We start from the raw sequence: 25,562 nt of genomic DNA on the forward strand, positions 1-25,562 counted from the left end.
TAAATGGAGAGACACTTGCGACAGGCACTTAAATGGGGTGAAAAAAGTCGTGAAATGGCCGCAAGCTGTGACACTAAAAGAAGTTGGACCGCGCGACGGGTTACAAAATGAGCAGCAATTTTTGGAGACTGAGCATAAAGTTGCATGGATTAACGCCTTGTCTCAAACGGGTTTAACGTACGTTGAGATCACGTCCTTTGTCCATCCGCGTTGGATGCCGGCTCTTTCGGACGGCGAGTCGGTCGCTAAACAAATTGTGCGCGTCCCCGGCGTGACGTACGCCGCACTCGTGCCGAACCGCCGTGGGCTCGTACGGGCATTGTCCGCCGATGTGGACGAAGTGGCCGTGTTTATGTCCGCGAGCGAGACCCATAACCGTAAAAATATTAACAAATCGTGTGCGGACACACTACCTATTTTACGCGAAGTCGTCCGCGAGGCAACGCAAGCGGGCAAGCGCGTCCGCGGCTACCTTTCGACTGTCTTCGGTTGTCCTTACGAAGGGGAAGTCGCGCACCGTGACGTCTTGCGCCTCGCCGACGCGTTGTTTGAAATGGGCGTGTACGAAGTGTCGTTCGGCGACACGATTGGTGTCGCCAACCCGCGTCAAGTGCAAATCGTACTGAGCGAGCTGTTGTCTTACTATCCTGCGGAAAAACTGGCGCTCCACTTTCACGACACGCGGGGGACAGCAATCGCTAACGTCCTCGCCGCGCTCGATTTAGGGATTACTGTGTTTGACGGCTCAGTCGGCGGGCTCGGCGGTTGTCCCTATGCGCCGGGGGCATCGGGTAACATCGCGACCGACGATTTGTTGTACATGCTCGCCGAAATGGGGATTTCCACCGGAATCGACCGCGACAAACTGCACGAGGCTGCACGCTTCATTCAAGAAAAAATTGGCCGTCAGCTGCCGAGTCACCAGTTGCGAGCGCTTTCTGGGACGATGAGTAAATAAAGCATATATTTTATCTGTCGGTTCATTGTCGGATGCAACATCGGTTAACGATGAGCTTTCGTGTGTGTTTCTAATAAATGTGTTGCCAAGCGGGGGAGGTAAGGGACATGTCTACCGTGGAGCATACGGTAACTGTAGCGAAAGAGGCGACAGGCGTTGTCACTGTGACGTTAAACCGCCCGCAAGCGGCTAACGCGATGTCGCTGAAGTTACTACACGAATTGAACGAAGCGGTACAAAGTATGACGTACGACCGCACCGTGCGCTGTGTCATCGTCACGGGGGCCGGCGACAAAGCGTTTTGCGCAGGTGCGGATCTAAAAGAGCGCGCCGGAATGAATGCGACCGAAGTGCGGCAAACAGTCGCATTAATTCGCAGCAACATGGATCGTCTAGCCGAATTGCCGCAACCGGTCATCGCCGCTGTCAACGGGACGGCTTTTGGCGGGGGAACGGAGCTGGCACTCGCGTGCGACATTCGCTTAGCCGCTGAGCATGCGTCGTTTGCCCTAACAGAAACGTCGCTCGGGATCATTCCCGGCGCAGGTGGTACGCAGCGGTTGGCGCGCCTGGTGGGGCTCGGGCGGGCGAAGGAGCTCATCTTCACGGCGCGGCGCGTACAAGCGGAAGAGGCGGCGCGCATCGGCCTCGTCGAATACGTTACGCCGGCAGCATCACTAATGGAAAGAGCGCAAGCGTTGGCCACCCAAATTGCGAGTAACGCGCCGATCGCTGTCGCGCAGGCGAAATTTGCGATTGACAAAGGGTATGACAGCGACCTTCATACCGGGCTGGCGATCGAAAAAAGTGCGTACGAAGTGACAATTCCGACAGAGGACCGCATGGAAGGGTTACGTGCCTTTAAAGAGAAGCGCCGCCCGAGATTTAAAGGCGAGTAATGCAGCGACGTGTAACGCTGCTGCTTAACTCGGCAGCGACAGCTGGAGGGCAGCGTAGATGTGTTCGTCGCGGGTGCCGGTTCGAAGTAGCGACGGGAAAGTAGCAGGATGAAGGTGCGCAAGTCGCATGGTGCAGGCAGGTAGGCAGTATCATAACAAGCAGCAGGATAAATAGGAGAAGTGGGGGAGACCGATGACTGAAAAAAACTTGCAAGTTTACATAGACCGTATCACTCGCGGAGGGGCAGCCAAGTATCACGAAAAAAACGCGGAAAAAGGAAAGATGTTCGTGCGCGAGCGGCTAAGCCTATTGTTTGACGACGATGTCGAATTAGAGGATGCGTTGTTCGCCAACTGCTTGGCTGACGATTTACCGGCCGACGGCGTCGTTACCGCGATCGGCAAAGTGAACGGGCAGACCGTCTGCGTCATGGCCAACGATTCGACGGTGAAGGCGGGGTCGTGGGGTTGGCGCACCGTGGAAAAGATCATCCGCATCCAAGAGACGGCGGAAAAGCTATCTGTGCCACTCGTTTATTTAGTCGACTCAGCCGGCGCGCGCATTACCGATCAGATCGAGATGTTTCCGGGACGGCGCGGAGCTGGACGCATTTTTTACAACCAAGTGAAACTGTCCGGACAGATCCCGCAAATATGTTTGTTGTTCGGACCGTCAGCCGCTGGAGGCGCATACATTCCCGCGTTTTGCGACGTGGTCATTATGGTCGAAGGAAACGCTTCGATGTATCTCGGCTCGCCGCGCATGGCGGAAATGGTCATCGGGGAGAAAGTGTCGTTAGAGGAAATGGGTGGCGGGCGCATGCATTGTTCCGTCTCTGGGTGCGGCGACTTTTTAGCGGCTAACGAAGAAGAAGCGATCGCGACAGCGCGCACGTACTTGTCGTACTTTCCGGTCAATTACACGGCGCATCCGCCGCAGCAGACGCCACAAGCTCCGCCGGCCTTCGACCGTGCGATAGAAGAGATCATCCCCGCCAATCAAAACGCACCGTTCAACATGATCGACCTCGTTGAACGCCTCGTCGATCAGGATTCGTTTTTAGAAATAAAGAAGCTGTTCGCACCAGAACTCATCACTGGATTGGCCCGGCTCGACGGGAGGCCGATTGGAATCGTCGCCAACCAGCCGCGCGTCAAAGGGGGAGTTCTCTTCGCCGATTCTGCCGACAAAGCGGCGCGATTCATTACGTTATGTGACGCGTTCAACATCCCGCTGCTTTTTCTCGCTGACGTCCCCGGGTTTATGATCGGGACAAAAGTAGAAAGGGCAGGTATCATTCGCCACGGGGCGAAAATGATCGCCGCGATGTCGGAAGTGACCGTTCCGAAAATTTCCGTCATCGTGCGCAAAGCGTACGGTGCTGGCCTGTACGCAATGGCCGGGCCGGCGTTTGAGCCCGATTGCTGTCTCGCGCTTCCGACGGCACAAATAGCCGTCATGGGACCGGAAGCCGCCGTTAACGCCGTGTACGCCAACAAAATTGCCGCCTTACCGCCAGAAGAGCGCGCTACCTTCATTGACCAAAAGCGCACCGAGTACCGCGAAGACATCGATCTTTACCGTCTCGCCTCAGAGATGGTCATCGACGGCATCATTCCGGCACACCGTTTGCGCGACGAACTGAGCAAACGGTTCGCCACCTATGCTTCCAAGAACGTTTCGTTTGCGGCGCGCAAACATCCGGTGTATCCCGTATGAAATAATGTTGAACCTTTTTGTTTCCCGCTTCGTCATTATAAGTGAACGGATGTTGACGGTGGGGCGACGATCAAAAAAAAGCCCGGTCAAGCACCGGGCTTTAAGGCATAGGTAGGTGAAATTGGGATATAATACGACACATAGTCATCATTTTGCGTCAAGTAGTAAAGTGAACCGCGGCCCAACTGTCTCAGCGTGTAACACGTCTTCTGTTAAGCGATGACGGTAAGCGAGTTGGCCTAAACAGTGTTCACTGCGCCTCGCTTCGACCATTTCCGGGGCAATACCGTGCGCGCGTAAATGGTCTAACAAAGACGGATCGAGGGAATGTAACCAGTTAGTCAGGACCGTCACCTCCCTTCTCACCTGTACAACGTAGTATGGCTTAGCATCTGTCGCGCTATGTCTGCCAGTATTTATTTTGCCCATAGCCGTTATAAACGCCCCGCCCTGTGCATACGTTTAAAAGCATACGATGCATAGGGTGGTATCCACATGTATATACAACGGTGGCGCAAAACCTTTACTGTCCTGTTGATCGTTGTAGCGGCTCTCGGATGCGGCTTACTCGGCATGATGCACGACCGTGTCGAGCGTGTAACAAAACAGCTTGCTCCGGCGGATGAAATCCTACCCGACGAAAATGTCGTCACACGCGTGATCAATCACTTTTTAGAAAAAAAAGGGCAAGTGTCCTTTCGCTTGCACGTCGTTGAGGATGGAAAAATAACCGCCAATATGACCGGTACTTTCCGCCAGCAGCAGTGGAAAACGTGCAGGGAAAGGCAATCCTTGCAATTGTCCGGCAGAAATGAGCAAATCCGAGAAATAAAAAAGGGGGAAAAGCAAGCACCTATTAAAGATCCACTGCAAGGGCTCGTCTCTCCCCGCGATCACCTCCGGCAACTGCAAGCGGCGCATTATCGACCGATTTACGCTGCCGAGAACCGCAGCGCAGCAGCGACGTCAGCCGTACAACTGTCGTTAACCGAAGAGCAAATTGTCAATACGTTAAAAAGTATTTTGGGTGATACATTCACATCGGAAAATGTGCTACAGCAGCTGGCGCACAATGTAGAAATTCGTTATGTACTCGTTTACGATAAGAAAATCTTTGACCTTAAGCAATTAAAAATGGAAATCAGACACAAAGATGCATCTATACGCGGGTTAACTTACTTATTTGAGGAGACGTCTGAGTGAAACGTTGGGCGATCATACTTGGGATTGTCACCTTGCTAATCGTTTGGCAATTACTACTTGTTTACAATAATTTTAAGGGATCAGAATTAGATTTAACTAACGAAGGTTTGACGGTGGCGAAAGAAAAGGCGGCTGTCGTTACTGCTCAGTCGGTGACGTATTATCCCGGCGACGGAGGATACGTTGTCATCAATGGGAAACAAAAGGACGGCGCGGACGTCATCGTCTGGGTACAAAATGGCGACGTCTGGTCCGAACGACTGGCAAATAGCGTGGATCAAAAACAACTGCGCGCGCAACTGTCGGAGGCGGTCATTAAACGTATCACCCCGGGGATGATGACCGTGCCACGCGGTCAAAACGGCGCCAAAGGAAAGAAAGATGAACAAGGTGAAAAACGCCCGCTCTGGGAAGTGTATTACGAAACAGCGACGGGCGAATCGTATTACGAGTGCTTCGATTATAAAAGCGGAAAAAGCGTCAAAAAGATCGAACTGTAATTCGCAGGGAACTTTAAGAGAATCCACATCAGGTGAGAAAACCGCTCCGACCGTCTATGTCGGCTAGCGGTTTTTTTTTACTGCTTGCTCAATACTTCCAGCTAAAAAGTATAACTCGTATGATATACTAATAGTGTTGCTTATGCGAAGGAACGTGAGTAAAAAAAGGAACACAAGGAGGCGTAACGATTGAAAAAAATACGTCTACTTCCCGCCGTCCTAAGCCTTGTCATTACAGGTTCTGTCTTGTTCGGCGGATGGTTTTTTTATGAAGTGAAAACGGTGAAACAGCCGCTACGCGAACTGCTTGTGCAAGAAAAGTACGTGACTCATTACGAGATTGATGTCACACCGAAAACCGTAGCGATCGAATTAAATGTTACGCCTTCTTTTTTACTTTCTCAAGATTATATCCGTTTACTCGAACAGGCTAAAGAGATGAGTGGGCGTGAGCACGTGACGATCACTTTAAAGGACAAGCCAAACGCACGCTTGTACGGGGCGTGGAGTGAACTTTATTTTCTGTTAGCTGAAGGTGTAGAAACGAGTGACTACTATACGATGCAGGAGAGAATCGAAAAACATCCAGCGACAAAATCGGTAGAGACACAAGTTGCGCTGGACGCTGACCACTTGTATGTGTGGCTGCAAGATGCGTCCGGAACCGGAAAGCACTCACTGTTTCGGACACTTCCGATGACTGTCGGCGAGAACAGGGGGGGAGGAAATGGTTAAAGAAATAGCGATCGGGGTAACAGTAGCGCTACTCGCCTTTTGTGCCTTCCTCGGTGTCAACGTCATTCCTATTGTGTTAGTCGGATTGCTCGCGACAGCTTTTTACGTGTTGCTGTCGCTGAAGGGGACGTCTTTACCTATCGGAAAAAACAGGCGGCTCAATGTGAAGGAGACCGTGCCCAAGACGTCGTTTAACGATGTCGGGGGCCATAAGCGGACGAAGCAAGAGCTCATGGAAGCCTTAAATTTTTTGATTGAGCGCGAAAAAATTGAAGCGTACGGTATTCGTCCGATCAAAGGGTTGCTACTGTCCGGACCGCCAGGTACCGGGAAAACGCTAATGGCGAAAGCGGCGGCACACTACACGAACTCTGTGTTTGTCGCCGCGTCGGGCAGTGAGTTCGTCGAGATGTATGTCGGCGTCGGCGCGCAGCGTATCCGCAACGTGTTTAAACAAGCGCGCGAACTGGCGCAAAAAAACGATAAAAAGAGCGCCATCGTCTTTATCGACGAAATTGACGTGATCGGGGGGAAACGCGACGGCGCGCAAAACCGAGAGTACGACCAGACGTTAAACCAATTGCTGACGGAGATGGACGGGATCCAGTCGTCACACGACGTACAAATACTCGTCATCGCCGCCACGAACCGCCCTGACATGCTCGACGCGGCTCTGCTCCGACCAGGTCGTTTCGACCGTCACATACTTGTCGATTTGCCGGATAAAAAAGCACGGGAACATATATTAAAATTATATTTAGGAAACAAACCGCTGGCGAACGACGTCCAGATCGCGCAAGTAGCCGAGGAAACCTTCGGTTTTTCCGGCGCGCAGTTAGAAAGTTTAGCGAACGAAGCGGCGATCTACGCCTTGCGCGAACAATCGGAAGCCATTCGCCCCACCCATCTCGCCAGTGCGATCGATAAAGTGATGATGGGGGAGAAAACGGATCGCGAAGCGACGAAGCAAGAACGCGAACGCGTCGCTGTCCACGAATTGGGGCATGCGCTCGTTTCTGAGTTAGTGCGCCCGCAGTCTGTTTCCCAAGTCGCCCTCAGCCCGCGTGGCAAAGCGCTCGGCTATGTGCGGCAAAACCCGGCAGGGGACAAATATTTGTATACAAAAAAAGATATCGAAAACGAGATTAAGGTCACTTTGGCCGGAGCTGTCGCCGAAGAAATGATTTACGGTAATCGTAGTACTGGGTCGCGCAACGACTTTGAACAGGCAAACGAGCGGACAGTTTTGTTGATCGAGACAGGATTGTCGAATTTGGGTATAATTAATAAGGAGCTCGCCAACAAAGATGCTATGCAGGAAGAATCGTCACGCATTTTGGAGCGCTTGTTACGAGAGACGCGCACCCTATTGGAACAGCATCGCGAGTTGTTTTCTTCCGCGCTCGCCATTTTGTTACGGGAAGAAGTGTTGTCCGGCGACTATTTCCGGCAGAAGGTTTCCCCAGAGCGGGATTGTCATTGCGGTTAAGTTCGGGCTAGGGCTGATGGCAACAGGTAATCGGTCGGAAGGTCAGCACAATGAATGAATCGTAGCAAGCTCTGCCGTGGGCTTGCTTTTTTATTGACCTCCTGTTGCTCATAACGAGTGGAGAAAGGAAGAAGCATCATGACTAACATTCACGACGTGGCGGTGATCGGCGGAGGCACGATGGGCTGTGGGATTGCCGAAACGTTTGCTAAAAACGGTTTTAACGTCGCTGTTATCGAAAAGTCGCAGGCAGACGTCGCGCGCGTGGAGCTCGCGATCGATTTATCTCTCAAAAAACAGTTGGAAAAGTGGCGCATTACCGAAGCGGAGAAAAAGATTACGTTATCCCATCTCGAGGTAACGACCGATTTTGAGCGTGTAAAAAATGTCGACCTCGTCATTGAAAGTGTTTATGAAGATTTCGTGACAAAAAAAGAGGTGCTGCAACGATGCGACCGTCTCGCCCGGCCAGGCGTCATCTTTGCGAGTAACACGTCGGCACTCAGTTTGACGGAACTAGCAGCTGCAACTGAGCGACCGGACAAAGTGATCGGGCTTCACTTTCTGTACCCGGTCGGCACGCGTAACCTCGTCGAAATCGTGCGCGCGTTAAAAACGTCCGACGAAACGGTAGCTGCCGCGAAGGAGATTGTGGACCAGTTAGCAAAGGTGAGCGTCGAAGTGTACGAATCGCCCGGCTTTGTTACGACGCGACTGATGATGACAGTTATTAACGAAGCGTTACGCGTGTTGATGGAAGGGGTCGCGACGGCGCGGGAAATCGACATCGCGATGAAACTCGGGTACGACTTCCAGTACGGCCCGTTAGAGGCAGCGGACCGCTTTGGTCTGGATGCCGTGCTGGCGGCGATGGAGCATTTATACCGCGAATTCGGTGAACCGAAATACCGTCCCGCGCCACTTTTGAAAAAAATGGTGCGTGCCAACCAACTCGGGGTGAAAACAGGAGAAGGTTTTTTCCGCTACAACGAAGATGGTGAACGCATCTTAGAGGAGGAAACTGGACAATGATTATTCTCGTGTTAAATTCAGGCAGCTCTTCGGTAAAGTATCAGTTATTCGACATGAACGGTGAGCGCGTCCTCGCTTCTGGCAATGTGGAACGCATCGGGATGGAAGATGCCATCGTCACCTACCGACCGGAGGGGAAAGATAAAATTGTCGAAGTGATGGAAATACTGGAACACTACTCTGCGGTTGAGATCATCTTGGAAAAACTCGTCGACAAGGCACACGGCGTATTGTCCGATATTCGCGATGTGCAAGCGGTCGGCCACCGCATCGTCCACGGCGGCGAGTTTTTTTCACAGTCCGTCATCGTGACCGAAGACGTGAAGCAGAAACTGCGCGATCTCATCTCGCTGGCACCGTTACACAGTGTACCGAACGTGAAAGGGATCGAGGCGGCAGAGCACGCACTCCCTGAGGTGCCGCACGTCGTCGTCTTCGATACCGCGTTCCACCAAACGATGCCGCCACATGCCTACATGTACCCAGTGCCGCGCATTTTGTACAAAAAACATAAAGTACGCCGCTACGGGTTCCACGGGACATCGCACCATTACGTATCAAACCTAGCAGCGCAAACGCTCGGACAACCATATGAGCAGTTAAAAATTATTACGTGTCACATTGGCAACGGGGCGAGTGTGACTGCGGTCGAAAACGGCAAATCGGTTGATACGAGTATGGGCTTGACGCCGCTCGAAGGTTTAATGATGGGGACGCGCTGTGGGGATATTGATCCTGCTGCGGTCACATTCATTATGGCCCAGGAAGATTTGACGCTCGGCGATGTCAATTCGATGATGAACAAACATAGTGGGCTACTCGGTATTTCCGGCGTGAGCAGCGATATGCGCGACATTGAAAAAGCGATGTCCGAAGGCGATGCAAACGCAAAACTCGCCCACGACATGTACGTGTATCGCGTACAAAAATATATCGGAGCCTTTACGGCGGCGATGAACGGGGTTGACGCGATCGTCTTTACCGCAGGGGTCGGGGAAAATTCGTCCCTGCTCCGCCAGCGCGTGTGTGAGAAACTCACCTATCTCGGCTTGTCGTTAGACGAAGCGAAAAACGAGGTGCGCTCCGACGAACCGCGTACAATTAGTTCGGACGACTCGCGCGTCCAAGTGCTCGTCGTGCCGACGAACGAGGAATTAATGATCGCCCGCGAAACGAAAACGACTGTTGCAACGACAAACGCGTAGCGTTTGTGTTAATATATTTCCTATACGCTTAACGTTGCATCCCATCTACGTGTCGGATGAGGATTGAAACAAACGCGCGGAGCGTGCGAGGAGGAGGAACGGAAGTTGAAGTTGCAACTGTCGGAACGCGCCCAGCAGCTGACCCCTTCGGCGACACTCGCCATAACGGCGGCAGCGAAAGCGATGAAAACACGCGGTTTAGATGTGATTGGTCTAGGTGCGGGGGAACCCGATTTTAACACGCCACAGCCGATAATTGATGCGGCTGTGCGCGCGGCACAAGCAGGTTTTACGAAGTATACGCCGTCGGGAGGTACCGCGGAGCTGAAAGAAGCGATCGCCGCGAAGTTTCAGCGAGAAAACGGCCTTTCGTATACACCGGAACAAATCGTCGTCACGACCGGGGCTAAGCATGCCTTGTACAATTTGTTTCAAGTACTGATCGATCCGGGCGACGAGGTCGTGATCCCGGCTCCGTATTGGGTCAGCTACGTCGAACAGGTGAAGTTGGCTGGCGGACAGCCCGTCATCATCGATACGACCGAAGCGGACGGCTTTAAAGTTCAGCCGGAACAGTTAGAGAAGGCGATCACAGACCGGACGAAACTATTTTTGCTCAACAGCCCGTCCAATCCGACAGGCGCCGTTTACAGCCGAGACGAATTGGCTGCTGTCGGCGACGTCTGTTTGCGCCATGGCATCGGGATCGTTTCAGATGAAATATATGAGAGACTCATATACGACGGGGTCGAACATACGAGTATCGCTGCGATAAGCGACGACCTGTACGCGAATACGTTCGTCGTTAACGGCGTGTCCAAAACGTATAGCATGACCGGTTGGCGCATTGGCTATGCAGCAGGCGACGCGAAGGTCATGAAAGCAATGACCAGCATTTCCAGCCACAGCACGTCCAATCCGACCTCAATTGCGCAGTATGCGGCACTGGCTGCTCTCAGTGGCTCACAAGACGCCGTCGCGCAAATGAAGCGCGCCTTTGTCGCGCGGCGCGACTACGTCGTCGAGCGGATTAATGAGCTTCCAGGGATGCGTGCCGCGACGCCGCAAGGCGCATTTTACGTGTTCGCCAATGTCGCCGAAGCGATCGGAGCCTCGAACGGGCGTTACCGCGATGCGGGCGAGTGGAGTCAGGCACTGTTAGAGGAAGCACACGTCGCCGTCGTCCCCGGCGCTGCGTTCGGGGCGGAGAACTACGTGCGCCTGTCGTACGCGACATCGCTGGAACAGTTGCAAGAAGCGATGGTGCGTATCAAGCGCTTTTTGCGCAAGTAAAGCTGTCTAACTACCCTGTCACGTGTCTTCTTAATTTATGTAACTTTATGACGTGTAACATGATGAGTGGAAAAACGTAAAATCGTTCCTCTTAAATCGGTCGCCAGTTTGTGACGGGGATGGGGGGGTATCCCCCACCCTCTAGCGATCCATTCCCGTCACTACATATTTTCCTATCCTTACGCGGTGGATACTTATACCCCTAATCCATATTCTATACGTGGTCACCTATTTCCCCGTATCCTTACGTCGGCACTTATTTACTCTATCTCGACGTCGTTACATATTCCGTGTGCGGACGATGTCGTAGTTTTACTTATATGTCACGTGATACGTTGCTAGCGTCTTATTCTCCAAGTACTTTTAACGCCTCATCGACTTTGCGCGCGAAGACGATCGGGTTTTCTACCGACTCGAAGTGGATGTAGAACAGCCGCGGTTCATCGAATAGCCAGTGGTTGTGTAAGGCGGTGACGAGGATTCCCCGCTTGCGCAAGGCGGAAATGAACGGGTTGATCTCTCGCTGTAAAATAACAGTCTCACCTAAGTTAAGTGCCCGGCCGCGTCGGTCGATTGATTCGAAAGAGAAGAACGTCGGTAATACAAGTGGCGAACGCGCCCGCCGCCCTAAAATAGTCACGTCGATGTTGCGGAACTTTTGAATGAGGCACGTGCCGTTGACGACACTCGGCATCCCTCCTACGATCCGTGCAAATTGTTGACACAGTTGTTCTAATGTACTCATTAACCGTATCCTCCTTATTTTTGTCGTGTTCAAAAATGACAGGGATTATTTTGAACACTTTTATAACAAGTAATGGTATATTGTATGGCAATACATAAGATTGGAAACGGCAGCTATAACAGAATAATAGATTGTGTGTACAAACTAGGAAAATAGCGGCTATACTCGTCGAGTGGCAGTTAACCTCCGCCGTTAACGAGTTACGAGTGTCGTTGTTATGCTTGACCCGTCGAGCAGCAATTGGGCCGTTTTTTTGGCTAAGCGATCCGCTTGTACAAAAACGTCGGGTTTGTATTGGAAGCGGAATTGTGCTTTTATAGTCGGAGGTTACTTATTATCACCACATTGTCGTCGGTAACGAGCCACAAGCGGCTGATTTGAAGATCGTCAACATATTGGAACGGGATGATGTATGTGTGACGCAAGACTGGGGCTTAGCCGCAGTTGCCCTCGGTAAACACGCGGACGTGTTGCATCCGGACGGGTGGCAATTTCGCCCCAAGACAATTGATTTCAAACTGGAGGAGCGGGACGCCAAAGCGAAGTTGCGCCGCAGCGGCGGTCGTACGAAAGGCCCGAAAAAAAAGAGGCAGTAAGGACGATCGCCGCTTTGCTGAACGTTTGGAAAATGTACTTGTGCATAACATAAAAAGAGCCGACGAGGCGAGTGAATAGCCATTTAAGGTTACATCAAAGGGAATCCCCTAACGCGAGCCCGATACGCGCGTTAGGGAAATAGTTTTGATAGGCAGTCGGTCGTCATGTTGGGTAGAGACGCGATTCAATAACGGCAGCGGCGCCAGCTACAGCGAGGACGACGAGTAGTGGAAAGGAAGCCGGGAGGAGGGCGTATAAGGCCACGGTGAAAAGAGAGGACCAAACGCCGACACACCAGTGACAGCTTAGTATAAGCCCGACTTTGTAACGCCAACCGCGCCCTTTTATATCGATTTTGCGCACGATCTGGCCTGTGTCGTCAGGCTCATATGTGACGGATAAAAACGGGGCTCGCAAAAAAGACGTAATTTCGTCAAACACAATTAAGTGTGTGAGACGAAAAGAAGCGAGTACGAGTACCGTTAAGTGTAACCACGATATGTCTAACATGGTACGCCTCCAATACTAAAAAGTAATCGCTACCGCGTTATGAGCCGGAAACTTTAGCTGTTGCTCGCGAAAGTAGACCATTCCGCGAATCGTGACCGCCCCTCCTTCTGCCGGCTTACTAATGGCGAACTGAAAATTGCGGACTGCTTCCGACTGCTGCGGAGGGATCTGCGTGGCGCGGGTAGGCTTTAGCCAGTACTCTCCGCGCGTTTTTGCTTGTTTGAACCAATCTTCATCAAGGAATTGCCAACCAGTCACGCCATCGCCGTCGTGAACGCCGGTTGTCGCAACTATGTTTGGGGGGAGTATTTGCCCACCGAGCTGTGCGTTATCTGGTGGCGAGACGAGGAGACAGATGACAGGATCGTGCAAGTCGATCGTTCCGCTGTTTTTAATGTAGAGATTGCCGAGGATCAGGTACTCATTTTCAGACGCATCGGTCACGAAGACGTTGTAGTCGAAAAAAACTTCTGTTTGTGCCGTCGGTGCCGGCGTCGGGTCTCCCATTGCAGATATTGGATTGGTAGTTGCGGGTATGTGGTCAGTTGCTGTGGAAAGACGATCCACAGTGTCACTAACGGTTTCGGAAGCCTCGGGAATAGGGTCAGTAGTCGTAGCAGTGCGTGACATGTAATGTGGTACGAGAAGAAAAAGTGCAGACAACGGGTTACCTCCGTGAAAGTAGCGTAAAATAGCTGTCGTCGTTGCAACTGCTATTTTTTGTTGGAGAACGTCTATCATACGGTCGGTTTCGTTAATTGGAAGCATGCATTGGACGTGTAGAACAGGGACTTGACTCTGTGCCTGTGTAGGTTCACCTTCCATTTTTTTTAATTGTACACGCCATCCCGATTCTGTTAACTCCTGTAGAAACGCATGAGCCAGTCGTTTATGGTGAACAGCGGAATCGTGGAAAATCGTCACTTGCGGAGAATGACTCCCATCGTCAAGATTTAGCTCATAACGCACGTAGAGATCGCAATCGGGGGGAAGGTCGTCATCTTCCTTTAGAACGGCGGCCTTTGCTCCTAAATGAGCGAGATGTTTGGCGACTTCATGCCCATACAACCTGTTTGTCGGTGTGGATCTATCGGCAGTGGAAGCTTGTAGAACAATCTTTTTCCCGAACAAGCCTGTCGTTATGTACAGGTTACGATTTTCCGCCTCCCAGTGCATGCCGACACCCCCTTGTTTACATAGTTGACGAAGGAGGGGGAGGTGGGCGTCTGGTACCGTCCCACTTGCTTTGTCATTGACGTATACGCGTGTATTCATATCATGAATGACCTCCCAGGCAATTTCGAGTATTGTATGACTGGCTAGAAAAAATGGTGACATTGTTCGCGGCGCATGTCGCGATCGAGCACTGAAAGAGGATATCGGCAGAATTATATAATAGATACAACGTGTTGTGGTCAACCTATCGCGCGTACTGATACCGCAACAATTATCGCGGTTCGCCTATTGGGAAAAGAGATTGTTTTATCAATCGAAGGGCTCTTTCCCAGGCAAACCTCTGCTTTCTACCATAGAGTATAAGTAGAAGTTCAAACAAAGAGGTATGATAGTGGAAAAAATCGTTAAAACACGGCGGTCATTCAGACGTCATTCGACTCTAACAATGCGCACATTGAGGTCGCCAATTTAGATGTTTTTTTGGTTCTAACGGCACGACGTGCGTTCGGCTCTTCTAGTTACTCACACAATTCCTTCCGAATAAGCTATTCGACTAAGACAAATCCACTTTTCCCTTCGTAATATATTTTGCGGTGAAATATAAGATCAGGAGGTTTACAGATGAGTAAAGTTAAACCTATAAGCGGTGCTCAACAACCATTACCGCCGTTGCCGCCTAACGACGTGCAAGAGGAATGTATTTGCGTTCCAAAGGTATACGATTGGGTGCTCGACGTCAGCCAAGCCACAAATAAATTCCCAGTTCCCGATGATTGTCTGGCTGCGGTAGAAGAAGCGATTGCAAACGGGCAAGCGATTGATGTAACGTGTACATCGCCGGCTGTCCCACCAGTATTTCCGATTAGCTGCGCATCGACCCCGCCGACGCCGGGCCAACCGAACTGTCGCGTTATTCGCATTACCCGTACGACTATTACGGTCAATGGCACCCAGGTGCCAGTGGCGGTTGTTCGCTTAAGCTTCACCTTTACGGTCACAGTGGAGATTTTTGCCGACGGCGTGTCTATTTGCGCACCGTTCCCGGTAAATATTAGCGTCCCAACCCAAGTCGTTCTCTGCCTGCCCGAACCGTTAGACGAGAACAACATCATTTGCCGCATCACCCAAATAACGTGTGATTCGACAGGGGAAATTTTCGACGGACTAGTAGAACTAGAAGTGACGGTCTGTGCGGAGATTCAAGTTGAAGCAGAAGTGAAGTTGGCCGTACTCGCGAAGTTTTGCCAGCCGCGTCCGCCGATTCCCGTGCCGACACCAGCCGTTCCTTGTCCGACGATCGACTTCCCGCCACAGTGCCCAGAGCTTTTCCCCCGTCCAAACTGCGAATGTCAAGGGGAAGTTGTCGCTACGTCGGTCGGTGTAGGGGTCACGTTGAACCTTGGAGCAGGCGCAGTGACGGAATTTGGCGACCTCATTATTAACGCCAACATTTGTCCTGCTTGTACGCTTTCCCGCAGTGCGCTCACGTTGCAGTTTAACCAAATTACGACTCCGCCCTACACACCGCCACCGACAGAGAATAACAGTTTCACCTTTACTGCGACGTCCTTTAACGAACCAGCCCCTTGTGTCGACAATTTAGAACTAACAGTGACCGGTATGGGGTTAGTCAGCTTTTCGAACGGTACGCAGCAACAAGTTGCGTTTACACTTGTCCTCGTTCAGACGCCCTTAGGTTTGCCTGACACGTACGCGATCACGCTCGTAAACACGATCACTGGCGTGACGCTCTTCGCTAGCGGTTCCGTTACCGTTCCCGCTGGGCAATTAGTTGTTCGCCACTGTGCACAGTTTCCGCCGACCACCTAATAAGATTGAAGCGAGGGACGTAAATGTTTTTGAAAAAGCTGTTGACTGTTCATTTAAGTTGACAGCTTATTTTGTGTACCTACTGAGCGGTGACTTAAGTGGCCAAAGGAGGGAGAGGGCGTGAACGAACGGAAATTTTTGTTCGTCACTTGTGTCAACGATGAAGCGATGTATGCACGGTGCTTAAAGCATTTGGATCAGTTGACCGTTCCGGACGGGTACGCACTCGAACGACTGCCGATTCGCAGGGCAGCGAGTATGGCCGCGGGGTACAACGCGGCGCTCGCCAACGACGCCAAGTACAAAATTTATTTGCATCAAGATGTGTTTGTGTTGCGGCCATCTTTTTTACACGATCTGTTAACGTTGTTTCAAGGGAATGAGGCGCTCGGGTTATTGGGAATGGTCGGCTGTAAACAGCTCCCTCCGAACGGTATGTGGTGGGCAGGCAACGATCTGTTCGGTAAAGTGATTGGTTATCAGCGCGACACGTACTATCATCATAAGTTTCGCGAGGTTCGGGGCAGTTGGGAGTCCGTAGCGGCGGTCGACGGGTTACTCATGGCTACGCAGTACGATGTGCCATGGCGTGACGACATCTTTACCGGGTTTCACTTTTACGACGTGTCGCAAGCACAGGAGTTTATAAACCGCGGCTTTGCGGTAGGCGTGCCGCAGCAACGCGATCCGTGGTGCTTGCATTACCATAAAAACCACCAGCTCGACCACGTGTACCACCAATACCGACAGCTATTTATTGAACACTACCGATCGTAAGAAAAATAGGCGATGTAACTTTAAGGACGTAAAATCTCTAACGAAGAGCGCAAGCATAACGTTTATAGGAGGCGAACACCATGTCGAAACAGAGCGATATAGGACTGAATTTATATGAACAAAAGAATAAATACTATTATTCGGGGAGTAACCCGCTCATTTTAAAAAGAATCAAGCCCGGGGCGACGACAGTCCTCGACGTCGGATGCGCCGAAGGCAATTTAGGCGCGGCTATTCGGAAACAGGGCGTTCGCGTCTACGGCCTCGAGCTGTTTCCGGCAGCAGCCGAAGAAGCGGCCAAAAAACTAGACCACGTGTTGTGCGGCGACATTGAGACGATCGACTTACCGTACAAAGAACAGCAGTTTGACCACATTACGTTTGGGGACGTCCTTGAACATTTGAAAGATCCTTGGGCTGTGTTGCGTAAAGTCAAACCCTTTCTAAAACCATCCGGTTCGATTGTCGCCTGTATTCCGAATGTCGGGCACGTATCGATTATTGCCGAGCTATTGGCTGGGAATTGGACGTATGTCGAGGCGGGGTTGCTCGACCAAACGCATTACCGTTTTTTCACATTAAACGGAGTCAAGGAACTATTTCGTGCCGCTGGGTACCAACTGACCGACATTGAGCGCATTCCACAGTCGACCCCGGTTTACGATCACTTGCTCCACTATTTAGAAGCTGTACGTCAAACGTTTCATTTAGGATCTGCTCAATTCCCTGTTGAAGCAAAGACGTTTCAATACGTCGTCGAGGCGATTAAAGGGGCGGACGGGTAGATGAACGACCGTAAGTTTTTGTTTGTCACGTGTGTGAACGATGAACAACTGTATGCTAGGTGTGTCAAGCACATTCAGCAGCTAGACGTTCCATCCGGCTACGCCGTGGAACTACTTCCGGTACGCGGGGCGGTGAGCATGTGCCAAGGATACAATCACGCCTTGTGGAAAGATGCCAAATACAAAATTTTCCTACACCAAGATACGTTCATTTTACACAAACAATTTTTGCACGATATTTTGCAACTGTTTATAGCAAATCCGCTGTTAGGCATGCTCGGAATGGTCGGTTGTAAAGTGCTCCCCTCACACGGAAGTTGGTTCGGTGGATCGGATTTGGTTGGCAAATTTATTTCTTGTGAGAACGGGGTACATTCGTTGGAACTGTGGCGAGAACCGGATGGCCCCTTTGAAGCAGTAGAAGGGGTTGACGGTTTTATGATTGTGACGCAGTACGATGTGACGTGGCGCGCCGATTTATTTCGCAGGTTCCATTTTTACGATGCGTCGCAAGCAGCCGAGTTTTTGCGCCGTGGCCTCATTGTCGGTATTCCGAGGCAAGCGGAGCCGTGGTGCCTCCATTTTTACGAAAACCACAATATTAACTGGCACGACTATACGAAGGAACAGAAAGTATTTCTAACGCATTACAAGGGGAGAGATGAGTGAACGAGCGGAAAGTTTTGTTCGTCACGTGTGTGAACGATGAGGCGATGTATGCCGCGTGTGTGAGCCACATTTCGCGGTTAGTCGTTCCGGATCAGTATATAGTTGACTTGTTACCGATTCGCGGCGCAAGTAGTATGGCTGCTGGGTATAATCTCGCCTTACGTCACGAGGCGAAATACAAAATATATCTTCACCAAGATACGTTTATCGTTCATCCGAACTTTTTAGAAGATGTACTCTCTCTCTTTCAGGCACATCCATCCCTCGGCATGCTTGGGATGATCGGTTGTCAAGTCGCTCCTCCCCACGGGACGTGGTGGAATGGGACGGATTTAGTTGGTAAAGTGATTTGGTACGTTAACCAAACATATTTGTTGTTAACACACGGTGTTATTAGTGAACCGTTCGCTGCGGTACAGTCGGTAGACGGGCTATTACTAGCGACGCAGTACGATATCCCGTGGCGGGAGGATTTGTTTAAGGGGTTCCACTTTTACGATGCCTCCCAGTGCCGTGAATTTTTGAGACATGGTTTTGTTGTCGGAGTCCCCCGGCAAAATGAACCTTGGTGTCTGCACGTTAGTAAGGACGGTTATTCCCTTGATACACAAGCGTATGACGCGTACCGGCAGGTGTACATCGCCCACTATGGCGGGGGAAGTTAAATGTTTCGCTGAATAGCAATAGATTGTTTAAATGTTAAAAGAGCCAAGGGCGCCATAGCCCAAAGAAACTAGCCCAAGGAACAGGCTTGTCGAAGGAGGGAACGATGGTGGATGCGAGAAAGATTTTGTTTGTGACGTGCGTGAACGACGATGAGCTGTATACAATGTGTGTCCAACACATTCGCCGGTTGCGCGTGCCGGAAGGATATACCTTAGAAACGTTGCCGATTCGCGGCGCGAAAAGTATGGCCGCCGCTTACAATATGGCGCTCCAACACAATGCCAAGTACAAAATATATTTGCATCAAGACACATTTATTGTTAATCCCGACTTTTTACAAGACACATTAGCGGTGTTTCAAGAAGATGACTCCCTCGGGCTGCTCGGAATGATCGGGTGCAAGGTGGCGCCGCCGAGCGGGACGTGGTGGGAGGGGGAGAAGTTAATCGGGAAGATGATCGGCTACCACAACAAAACATACTTGCTGTTCAAATTCGGGCAAATAAGGGCACCCATTGAAGCGGTACAGTCGGTCGATGGGTTTATGATGGCGACGCAGTACGACTTGCCGTGGCGCGACGATTTATTTACCGGTTTTCACTTTTACGACGCCTCCCAGTGTGCCGAGTTCATAAAAAAAGGTTACACGATTGGTATCCCTAAGCAATGTGAGCCGTGGTGCCTTCACGTAAATCGGGATGGTCACACCATCGACGAGACGGCGTACAATTATTATCGGCACGTATACATGCAGCACTATACGCAAAAGTAAGCGTGTCGTGTAGCAGATTCTACTGGTACTTATAACTTAATGTGTAACAGTTTCTCCGATTACTTATGTGGATCAAGTTACCGATGTAGCCGTTCACCTGCCTTCGAGCATAGCAATTACTGACGAGGTGAGAAAGTTGGACGACCACAAGTTCTTGTTCGTTACTTGCGTTAATGACGACGAGTTGTACGATCGTTGTGGGCGGCACCTACGGAAACTCATTGTTCCCCAGGGCTACAAAGTGGAAATGTTACCAGTTTACGGTGCCAAAAGTATGGTAGCGGGGTACAATACCGCTTTGCGGCATGAGGCGAAGTACAAAATATACTTACACCAAGACACGTTTATCGTGCATAAAACATTTTTACAGGAACTGTTAACGTTATTTCAAAGTCACAACTCGCTAGGATTATTAGGAATGATCGGTTGTAAAAAATTCCCACGAGGCGGCACGTGGTGGGATGGGGAGGAGCGCATCGGCAAGGTGATCGGCTACCACGATAAAACGTATCTGCTCATCAAATATAAAGAAGCGACAGCGCCCTTTGAATCCGTTGTTTCGTTAGATGGCCTACTCATGGCGACGCAATACGATTTACCGTGGCGCGATGACCTGTTTACTGGTTTTCATTTTTACGACGCCTCCCAATGCGCGGAATTTATTAAGCGCGGTTATCTTGTCGGCGTCCCGCATCAACGGGAACCGTGGTGCCTGCACGTCAACCGTGAGGACCATACGTTTGATAAAGCTGCCTATGCTGAACAGAGACGCATTTTTTGCGAACACTATGCGTATGAGTGAACACTAATTCTCTTCGCTACGCCATTTCGTGCGACATAGCGGTTCACCTGAAGGAGGCATAAGCTCATTTTCCTCCCGTCGAGGGAGGATTTTTTTGTGTAACTATTTGCGTAACTATTTGTGTAACTAAATGTGTACGCTTAAAGCGGACGATGAGCTCGTTAACGTTCGTATACGTTTTGCATAAACTACTTTGGAGATAAACGTTAACACATTAGAGGAGGCTTAGGTGCGGTGAAAAAAAAAGCGATGCGCCAAAAGGGGCGTCAACGCACGATACTCTCAAAACCCGAGCAATTGTCCAAACCGTATATACAACCGAGCCCACAGGGCATAAAGCTTAAACAGCTCCTTGCGGAACAAGAACGCAACCTACGGCTAATGCGGGAGAGGGAGCAGAAATACCGTCAAGAATTAAAGGAAAAAGATGCGCTATGCCACCAATTGCGTCAAAGCGAAAGTAAATCCCGCGAAAAACTGAAACAACAAGACCAGATGATCGGGCAGTTGCGACTTCAAGCGAATACAAGTGGGCAGGCGCTTGCGCAGTTAGAATTGGACGTAGCTACGTACGAGAAGGAACTAACGGGGAAGGCGCGCGATCTAGAGCGTCTCGCACAACAACTCGAACAACATGGCAAGGAATCAAAGCACCGTAATGCAGAACTTGCCAAAGTGACGCGTGAACAAGAGGGCCTTACAAAGCAACTTAAAGAACACGAACAGGAAGCACGGCGCCGTAAAGCAGAGCTTGCCCGTACGATAGAGGAAAAGGAACGCCTCGTGAAACAACTGGAACAACGCGAGCAGCAAACAGCGGCGAAGGAAGAGGAACTTCGCCAGATCGTTGCGGAAAATGAACGAATAGGGGGTATGCTTCATCAACTCGAGCAGCGCTACGAAACGTCGGAAAAAGAGAAAGAGCGAACGCAAAAGCAATTACAGGCGCAACAAGAAGCAGCTGCAAAAACGAAAGCGGAAATGAGTGGCGTTCTGCAACGATTGAAGCAGCTGGAACGGGAAAAGGCAACATTACAAGAAACAGTGCAAACAAAGGACGAAACACTCACACAGTTGAAGGGAAAAATAGCTACGCACGAACATACGTTAGCGGAGAAGAAGGGTGATATACGGCGTCTGCAACGTAACGAAGAGCAACTCGAGCAGGCAGTAGGTCGCCTAAGGAAAGAACTCGCTAGAAAGACAGAGAAACAAGACGGTCTCGCAGAGCAACAAGAGGATCTTACCAAACGACTCGAACAACAAGAGCGAGAATCTCTGCGCCGTAAAGCAGAACTTGCGCGTACGATAGAGGAAAAGGAACGCCTCGTGAAACAACTGGAACAACGCGAGCAGCAAGCAGCGGCGAGGAAAGAGGAACATCGGCAGATCGTTGCAGAAAATGAAAGCATGAAGCGCCAATTGCAACAACTCCAGCAGCGCTACGAAGAGTCGGAAAGAGAGAGGGAGGGAATACAAGAGCAATTACAGGTGCAACAAGAAGCAGCAGAAAGAATCGAGGCAGAAAAACATGACTTACAGCAACAGTTGGAGATACAAAAAAGAACGTTAAGAGAAACAAAACAAGCTAAAAATAAAATGACCGCACGGTTGAAAGAACAGCATGAGCAGGAGGTACAGCGCCTCACCCAACAACTGCACGGCATGGAACAACAAAATCGACTCTTGTCCGTCGAGCGGGATAAGGTCAGACGTCAAACAAATGATCTAGAGCAAATACGCAATCAACTCCAGCACGAAAAAACAACTTTATCGCAGCGGCTAAAGGATGCGGAGCAAAAATATGCGCGGCAGTTAGATGAACTAAACAACACACTTTCAGCAAATGCAGGCGATCATGACGACAATGACACTGCAGTGCTTTTCGAACAGAAGGAAAAAATGATCGCGTTGTACAAACAATTAGCCGAAGAACACATTGCAGGCGGGGAACAACAAGAAATGACAATCAAGCACTTGCAGCAACAGGTGGAACACTATCGTAGCGCGCTAGCGGAAAAAGAAAAAACAACGCCGCAGTTCGGCGAAAACATTAGGGGTAAATCGGAGCAACTCTTTTTACGAGCCCACGAGGTGACGTCGCAGGTTGCCGTGGATCCACTTAACAAGTTGCATTCGCCTACACCGCATAACAAACAAGGGACAACTATTAACCCCTTTAAAAATAATTCTTTTAAAAAGTGACTGTTACGGGGTTTCCTAGTAAAAATAAGAAACCCTATTTATTTGTGTTAGAACCCTTTTTTTACATCAATCCAGACATTATAGCATAAAATGCATATATTTATATATTATACACTTACTTTATTTAACAAGGAAGGGATCGCAATGAATGTTGACCCGCGTTGGCAGCAGTACCACCTCTATCGCATGCGACCGATTCATACTCAACCGACCGTAGCACCACACAGTGACAAAGCTTATGAACAACCTGCCCATGCACACGGTGAAAAGCTTGTGCGTCCGGTAGCTCCTTCAAAGTTGAAGTACCAAAGGCCACTCCCTAGAAGAAGGTGTTGCGGGAGATAAAGACCTTCTGCCGCTAATCATTAGCGGGCTCGTTTGGCGCGAGATGACTCACCATTGTCAGCAAATGTTACCTTGTGAAGCGTGCGGTCTACTGTCGGGCTCCGATGGTCAGGCGACGACAGTTTGGCCAATGGTCAATATTATGCAGAGCGCTCATCAGTTCGCGATGGATCTAGCACAGATCAACCAAACGTTTACCGCGATCGCACAACGAAACGAGAAACTCGTGGCAATTTACCATTCACATCCTACGGCGACGGCATACCCCTCCGAAAGAGACATTTTACATGCGAACTACCCGGAGGTGGTTTACGTCATTGTATCGCTGACTAAACAGCAACCGGTACTCGGTTGTTTTCGCATTGCCCACGGACGTGTCCATCCGCAGCCCTTTCACATCACAGCCGAGTAGGAAGGTACTACTCGGCTTCACGTTGTCCAACCTGATGCCCGCATCAGAGTGTTACCCTAGATGCCATCATATCTCGTCGATTGATTGATGTCCGTCGCTCTGACAGGAGGATGGCGAGACTAATATATTGCACAAAGTGGTTTTTAGAGGCATTCGTGTGAAACGGCACCTTTTTCCCGAAATCTTCCGGGACCTAACGGCAAAGGATAGCATTGTACCGGATTACGACCTCAATGTCATGAAGGTATTTTTTTGCTGTTTTTTGCATACATTATGTACAAAATGATCATAATGTGTTAAAGTGGAGGTGAAGGAGGGGTTGTTGATGCAATCTGTGATCAGTGTTTCCGACGCACGTCGGGAATTCAGTAAGTTTCTAAACGGGGTCATTTATGAGCGGCCTCGTGCCATTCAACGGCATAACCGTGACACTGTTTTAGCGTTGTCTCACGCCCAAGCTTTAGCGTTGCTTTCCGGCTACCGCTTTAGCGTGGAGTATGAACAAGAAGACGACGGTACTTTCTCTGGCTCGTTACGAGAGATCAGTGATATTGTGGCGAATGCAGCTTCTGTTGACGAGCTGAAGCTAGCTTTAGCTGAAGAGTTAGTTGAATACGCACAGGAGTACGAAAAAGATTTCCTTCTGTACTTTAACTCCCCGAACCGGAAAGATCATTTTCCGTATGTGTACCATGTGTTGATGCATGAGGATGTTCAGGAAGTGGCGGGGTTGATTGATGCCTAGCTGGAAAGATTTGAAGCGTTTCTGTGATCGGGATGGCTGGGAATTATACAGGGATACCGATCACTATTTTTACCGCAAAATTACGGATGGACACATCCGCCGGACGAAGGTTTCAAAAGGCACTGGAGAGATTCCACGGGGCTTGTGGAAACGAATCCTGAAGCAGCAATTACAAGTCACTGAAAACTACTTCAACAAGAAAAAATAGGTTCTTCGCTACTACGCATAAGACAACCCCCTACTATTACATCAATGATGGAAAAACAACGTTTGTTAGATCCTTGTGCCCCCTTACATAACCTTTCGTCTAATAGAATCGTTTAACGCGAGGTCATTGTTTAACTCCAATTAAAGAACGTGCGTTGCGTTTTTAGAAAGTCGCGAACAGGATTGGCCGAGGAATAAAAGAGAAGGCATATATAACGAGGTATCGGAAAGAAATAAAAGTGGAAGTAGAGATAAGACAATTGCCACAAATAAACGTGTGCGAGCAAGACAGGGGGAGAAACTGTGCTTGTCGATGTCGACGTGTCGCTTAGCGACATCCGTGCAGCGCACGAGCGCCTACAAGGTGTCGTGCATCAAACGCCGGTGATGACGTCTCGTACGTTAAATGAAATCGTCGGTTGTGACGTCTATTTGAAGTGTGAAAGTTTACAGCGAGCGGGTGCGTTTAAACTGCGGGGCGCATATAATCTCATCTCGCAACTACCGCTAGATGTGCGCCGACGCGGTGTGGTCGCCTATTCGTCGGGCAATCATGCACAAGGGGTGGCACTCGCAGCGAAGTTACTTCACGTCCCCGCGGTGATTTTCATGCCGCAAGACGCACCCAAAGTAAAAGTCGCCGCGACAGAGGGGTACGGTGCTGAAGTCGTTTTTTACGATCGGCAACGCGAGGATCGGGAAGCGCTGGCCGCCGCCTTGGCTGAACGACGGGATATGACTCTCGTCCCGCCTTACGACCACCCGCACATTATTGCCGGGGCTGGGACGGCGGCACTTGAGCTGTGGGAGGAAGTTCCGCAGCTCGACGCGGTCATCGCGCCGATTGGCGGTGGCGGGCTCATCTCGGGGACAGCGATTGCAACGCACGGTGTAAGCAAAGAGGCAACTGTTTTTGGTGCGGAGCCAGCTATGGCCGACGATACGGTGCAGTCGCTCGCTGCTGGGGAGCGGGTCAGCATTGCCCCGCCAAATACCGTTGCCGACGGCCTTCGCTCGCCGACGCCCGGCGCCATAACTTTTCCCTTCGTTCAGCGGTACGTGGCGCGCGTGTTTACGGTGACGGAGGAACAAATTTTAGATGCGTTGCGCTTCGCCTTGTTGCGGCTAAAGCTCGTTATCGAACCGTCGGCTGCCGTACCGCTGGCGGCGCTACTCGCCGGCTACGTGCCGTCGTCACTAGAACGCGTCGGCGTCATCGTTAGCGGGGGAAATGTCGAACCAGAATTGCTCAAGCGGTTGTGGGACTAAATGTGTCGGTGCCGAA

At 50.6% G+C, this 25,562-nt stretch carries 25 protein-coding genes and 1 pseudogene; 22 read left to right on the forward strand and 4 right to left on the reverse strand.

Annotated features, from left to right (window positions below; genetic code table 11):
* Positions 1 to 49: 49 nt before the first annotated feature.
* The 3 genes from BN1247_RS06605 (at position 50) to BN1247_RS06615 (ending at position 3,577) form a co-directional block, all read left to right on the forward strand.
* A complete protein-coding gene (locus BN1247_RS06605) occupies positions 50 to 958 on the forward strand; it encodes a hydroxymethylglutaryl-CoA lyase (protein WP_082416030.1) in 909 nt (302 codons plus the stop codon).
* A gap of 107 nt (positions 959 to 1,065) precedes the next feature.
* Positions 1,066 to 1,857: an enoyl-CoA hydratase gene (locus BN1247_RS06610; protein WP_147675197.1), complete on the forward strand. Its 792-nt coding sequence runs from the start codon at positions 1,066 to 1,068 to the stop codon at positions 1,855 to 1,857.
* Positions 1,858 to 2,050: 193 nt separating this feature from the next.
* Entirely contained in the window at positions 2,051 to 3,577 is a 1,527-nt protein-coding gene (locus BN1247_RS06615; RefSeq protein WP_054949676.1) for an acyl-CoA carboxylase subunit beta, read from the forward strand.
* Positions 3,578 to 3,724: 147 nt separating this feature from the next.
* On the opposite strand, the gene BN1247_RS06620 is transcribed toward BN1247_RS06615, so the two are convergent.
* Complete coding sequence (locus tag BN1247_RS06620) at positions 3,725 to 3,931, reverse strand: hypothetical protein (protein ID WP_054949677.1); 207 nt, start codon at positions 3,929 to 3,931, stop codon at positions 3,725 to 3,727.
* Between the two features lie 141 nt (positions 3,932 to 4,072).
* Between BN1247_RS06620 and BN1247_RS06625 the strand changes: the two genes are divergently transcribed.
* The 7 genes from BN1247_RS06625 to BN1247_RS06655 all read left to right on the forward strand — a co-directional run bounded on the left by BN1247_RS06625 (position 4,073) and on the right by BN1247_RS06655 (position 11,034).
* Positions 4,073 to 4,780 carry a hypothetical protein gene (locus tag BN1247_RS06625; protein ID WP_054949678.1) on the forward strand — a complete coding sequence of 236 codons (708 nt, stop codon included), beginning with the start codon at positions 4,073 to 4,075 and terminating at the stop codon, positions 4,778 to 4,780.
* Positions 4,777 to 5,280 (forward strand): cell wall elongation regulator TseB-like domain-containing protein, encoded by a 504-nt coding sequence (locus tag BN1247_RS06630; protein WP_054949679.1) that lies wholly within the window; start codon positions 4,777 to 4,779, stop codon positions 5,278 to 5,280. Before BN1247_RS06625 ends, BN1247_RS06630 begins: the two co-directional genes overlap by 4 nt.
* A 189-nt stretch (positions 5,281 to 5,469) precedes the next feature.
* Positions 5,470 to 6,015 (forward strand): hypothetical protein, encoded by a 546-nt coding sequence (locus BN1247_RS06635; RefSeq protein ID WP_054949680.1) that lies wholly within the window; start codon positions 5,470 to 5,472, stop codon positions 6,013 to 6,015.
* Positions 6,008 to 7,504: an AAA family ATPase gene (locus BN1247_RS06640; protein ID WP_054949681.1), complete on the forward strand. Its 1,497-nt coding sequence runs from the start codon at positions 6,008 to 6,010 to the stop codon at positions 7,502 to 7,504. Before BN1247_RS06635 ends, BN1247_RS06640 begins: the two co-directional genes overlap by 8 nt.
* A gap of 138 nt (positions 7,505 to 7,642) precedes the next feature.
* On the forward strand, positions 7,643 to 8,536 hold the full coding sequence (locus BN1247_RS06645; RefSeq protein WP_054949682.1) for a 3-hydroxyacyl-CoA dehydrogenase family protein: 894 nt from the start codon (positions 7,643 to 7,645) through the stop codon (positions 8,534 to 8,536).
* Entirely contained in the window at positions 8,533 to 9,741 is a 1,209-nt protein-coding gene (locus BN1247_RS06650) for an acetate/propionate family kinase (RefSeq protein WP_054949683.1), read from the forward strand. The genes BN1247_RS06645 and BN1247_RS06650 overlap by 4 nt, the downstream gene beginning before the upstream one ends.
* Positions 9,742 to 9,852: 111 nt before the next feature.
* Complete coding sequence (locus tag BN1247_RS06655) at positions 9,853 to 11,034, forward strand: pyridoxal phosphate-dependent aminotransferase (RefSeq protein ID WP_054951538.1); 1,182 nt, start codon at positions 9,853 to 9,855, stop codon at positions 11,032 to 11,034.
* Between the two features lie 346 nt (positions 11,035 to 11,380).
* On the opposite strand, the gene BN1247_RS06660 is transcribed toward BN1247_RS06655, so the two are convergent.
* Positions 11,381 to 11,779, reverse strand: a complete 399-nt coding sequence (locus tag BN1247_RS06660; RefSeq protein WP_054949684.1) for a DUF1259 domain-containing protein — start codon at positions 11,777 to 11,779, stop codon at positions 11,381 to 11,383.
* Positions 11,780 to 12,120: 341 nt separating this feature from the next.
* Here BN1247_RS06660 and BN1247_RS06665 point away from each other — a divergent pair.
* A pseudogene (locus tag BN1247_RS06665) lies at positions 12,121 to 12,375 on the forward strand (DUF188 domain-containing protein); the annotation flags it as partial.
* A 163-nt stretch (positions 12,376 to 12,538) separates the two neighbouring features.
* Here the strand turns inward: BN1247_RS06665 and BN1247_RS06670 are convergent.
* Together BN1247_RS06670 and BN1247_RS06675 are read right to left on the reverse strand one after the other, a co-directional pair.
* Positions 12,539 to 12,886, reverse strand: a complete 348-nt coding sequence (locus BN1247_RS06670; RefSeq protein ID WP_054949686.1) for a DUF1360 domain-containing protein — start codon at positions 12,884 to 12,886, stop codon at positions 12,539 to 12,541.
* Positions 12,887 to 12,901: 15 nt separating this feature from the next.
* On the reverse strand, positions 12,902 to 14,161 hold the full coding sequence (locus tag BN1247_RS06675) for a hypothetical protein (RefSeq protein WP_147675198.1): 1,260 nt from the start codon (positions 14,159 to 14,161) through the stop codon (positions 12,902 to 12,904).
* 522 nt (positions 14,162 to 14,683) lie between these two features.
* On the opposite strand from BN1247_RS06675, the gene BN1247_RS06680 reads away from it, so the two are divergent.
* From BN1247_RS06680 to BN1247_RS06735, 11 genes are all read left to right on the forward strand, one after another.
* Positions 14,684 to 15,892, forward strand: a complete 1,209-nt coding sequence (locus BN1247_RS06680) for a BMQ_0737 family morphogenetic spore coat protein (protein WP_054949688.1) — start codon at positions 14,684 to 14,686, stop codon at positions 15,890 to 15,892.
* 120 nt (positions 15,893 to 16,012) lie between these two features.
* Positions 16,013 to 16,669 (forward strand): glycosyltransferase family protein, encoded by a 657-nt coding sequence (locus tag BN1247_RS06685; RefSeq protein WP_074011064.1) that lies wholly within the window; start codon positions 16,013 to 16,015, stop codon positions 16,667 to 16,669.
* Positions 16,670 to 16,749: 80 nt separating this feature from the next.
* Positions 16,750 to 17,454: a class I SAM-dependent methyltransferase gene (locus BN1247_RS06690; RefSeq protein ID WP_054949689.1), complete on the forward strand. Its 705-nt coding sequence runs from the start codon at positions 16,750 to 16,752 to the stop codon at positions 17,452 to 17,454.
* Positions 17,455 to 18,123, forward strand: coding sequence for a glycosyltransferase family protein (locus BN1247_RS06695; RefSeq protein ID WP_054949690.1), 669 nt, complete (start codon positions 17,455 to 17,457; stop codon positions 18,121 to 18,123).
* Complete coding sequence (locus BN1247_RS06700) at positions 18,120 to 18,788, forward strand: glycosyltransferase family protein (RefSeq protein ID WP_074011065.1); 669 nt, start codon at positions 18,120 to 18,122, stop codon at positions 18,786 to 18,788. The genes BN1247_RS06695 and BN1247_RS06700 overlap by 4 nt, the downstream gene beginning before the upstream one ends.
* Positions 18,789 to 18,895: 107 nt before the next feature.
* Positions 18,896 to 19,561 carry a glycosyltransferase family protein gene (locus BN1247_RS06705; protein WP_390622032.1) on the forward strand — a complete coding sequence of 222 codons (666 nt, stop codon included), beginning with the start codon at positions 18,896 to 18,898 and terminating at the stop codon, positions 19,559 to 19,561.
* Between the two features lie 136 nt (positions 19,562 to 19,697).
* The gene (locus tag BN1247_RS06710; RefSeq protein ID WP_054949692.1) at positions 19,698 to 20,363 is read left to right on the forward strand and encodes a glycosyltransferase family protein; all 666 of its coding nucleotides are present in this window, start codon (positions 19,698 to 19,700) and stop codon (positions 20,361 to 20,363) included.
* A gap of 234 nt (positions 20,364 to 20,597) precedes the next feature.
* Entirely contained in the window at positions 20,598 to 22,568 is a 1,971-nt protein-coding gene (locus BN1247_RS06715; RefSeq protein ID WP_054949693.1) for a coiled-coil domain-containing protein, read from the forward strand.
* Between the two features lie 364 nt (positions 22,569 to 22,932).
* Positions 22,933 to 23,325, forward strand: coding sequence for a M67 family metallopeptidase (locus BN1247_RS06720; protein WP_054949694.1), 393 nt, complete (start codon positions 22,933 to 22,935; stop codon positions 23,323 to 23,325).
* Between the two features lie 325 nt (positions 23,326 to 23,650).
* On the forward strand, positions 23,651 to 24,070 hold the full coding sequence (locus tag BN1247_RS06725) for a hypothetical protein (protein WP_054949695.1): 420 nt from the start codon (positions 23,651 to 23,653) through the stop codon (positions 24,068 to 24,070).
* A 510-nt stretch (positions 24,071 to 24,580) separates the two neighbouring features.
* Positions 24,581 to 25,546: a pyridoxal-phosphate dependent enzyme gene (locus BN1247_RS06735; protein ID WP_054949697.1), complete on the forward strand. Its 966-nt coding sequence runs from the start codon at positions 24,581 to 24,583 to the stop codon at positions 25,544 to 25,546.
* Positions 25,547 to 25,562 lie beyond the last annotated feature (16 nt).

Source organism: Numidum massiliense, from assembly GCF_001375555.1.
Classification (GTDB): Bacteria; Bacillota; Bacilli; order Thermoactinomycetales; family Novibacillaceae; genus Numidum; species Numidum massiliense.

What these genes read in the sequence shown, in the direction of transcription:
- BN1247_RS06610 (WP_147675197.1), top strand. Translation starts at nt 1,066, where the DNA reads ATGTCTACCGTGGAGCATACGGTAACTGTAGCGAAAGAGGCGACAGGC.
- BN1247_RS06615 (WP_054949676.1), top strand. Translation starts at nt 2,051, where the DNA reads ATGACTGAAAAAAACTTGCAAGTTTACATAGACCGTATCACTCGCGGA.
- BN1247_RS06625 (WP_054949678.1), top strand. Translation starts at nt 4,073, where the DNA reads ATGTATATACAACGGTGGCGCAAAACCTTTACTGTCCTGTTGATCGTT.
- BN1247_RS06640 (WP_054949681.1), top strand. Translation starts at nt 6,008, where the DNA reads ATGGTTAAAGAAATAGCGATCGGGGTAACAGTAGCGCTACTCGCCTTT.
- BN1247_RS06645 (WP_054949682.1), top strand. Translation starts at nt 7,643, where the DNA reads ATGACTAACATTCACGACGTGGCGGTGATCGGCGGAGGCACGATGGGC.
- BN1247_RS06650 (WP_054949683.1), top strand. Translation starts at nt 8,533, where the DNA reads ATGATTATTCTCGTGTTAAATTCAGGCAGCTCTTCGGTAAAGTATCAG.
- BN1247_RS06660 (WP_054949684.1), bottom strand. Translation starts at nt 11,779, where the DNA reads ATGAGTACATTAGAACAACTGTGTCAACAATTTGCACGGATCGTAGGA.
- BN1247_RS06670 (WP_054949686.1), bottom strand. Translation starts at nt 12,886, where the DNA reads ATGTTAGACATATCGTGGTTACACTTAACGGTACTCGTACTCGCTTCT.
- BN1247_RS06675 (WP_147675198.1), bottom strand. Translation starts at nt 14,161, where the DNA reads ATGAATACACGCGTATACGTCAATGACAAAGCAAGTGGGACGGTACCA.
- BN1247_RS06680 (WP_054949688.1), top strand. Translation starts at nt 14,684, where the DNA reads ATGAGTAAAGTTAAACCTATAAGCGGTGCTCAACAACCATTACCGCCG.
- BN1247_RS06690 (WP_054949689.1), top strand. Translation starts at nt 16,750, where the DNA reads ATGTCGAAACAGAGCGATATAGGACTGAATTTATATGAACAAAAGAAT.
- BN1247_RS06695 (WP_054949690.1), top strand. Translation starts at nt 17,455, where the DNA reads ATGAACGACCGTAAGTTTTTGTTTGTCACGTGTGTGAACGATGAACAA.
- BN1247_RS06725 (WP_054949695.1), top strand. Translation starts at nt 23,651, where the DNA reads ATGCAATCTGTGATCAGTGTTTCCGACGCACGTCGGGAATTCAGTAAG.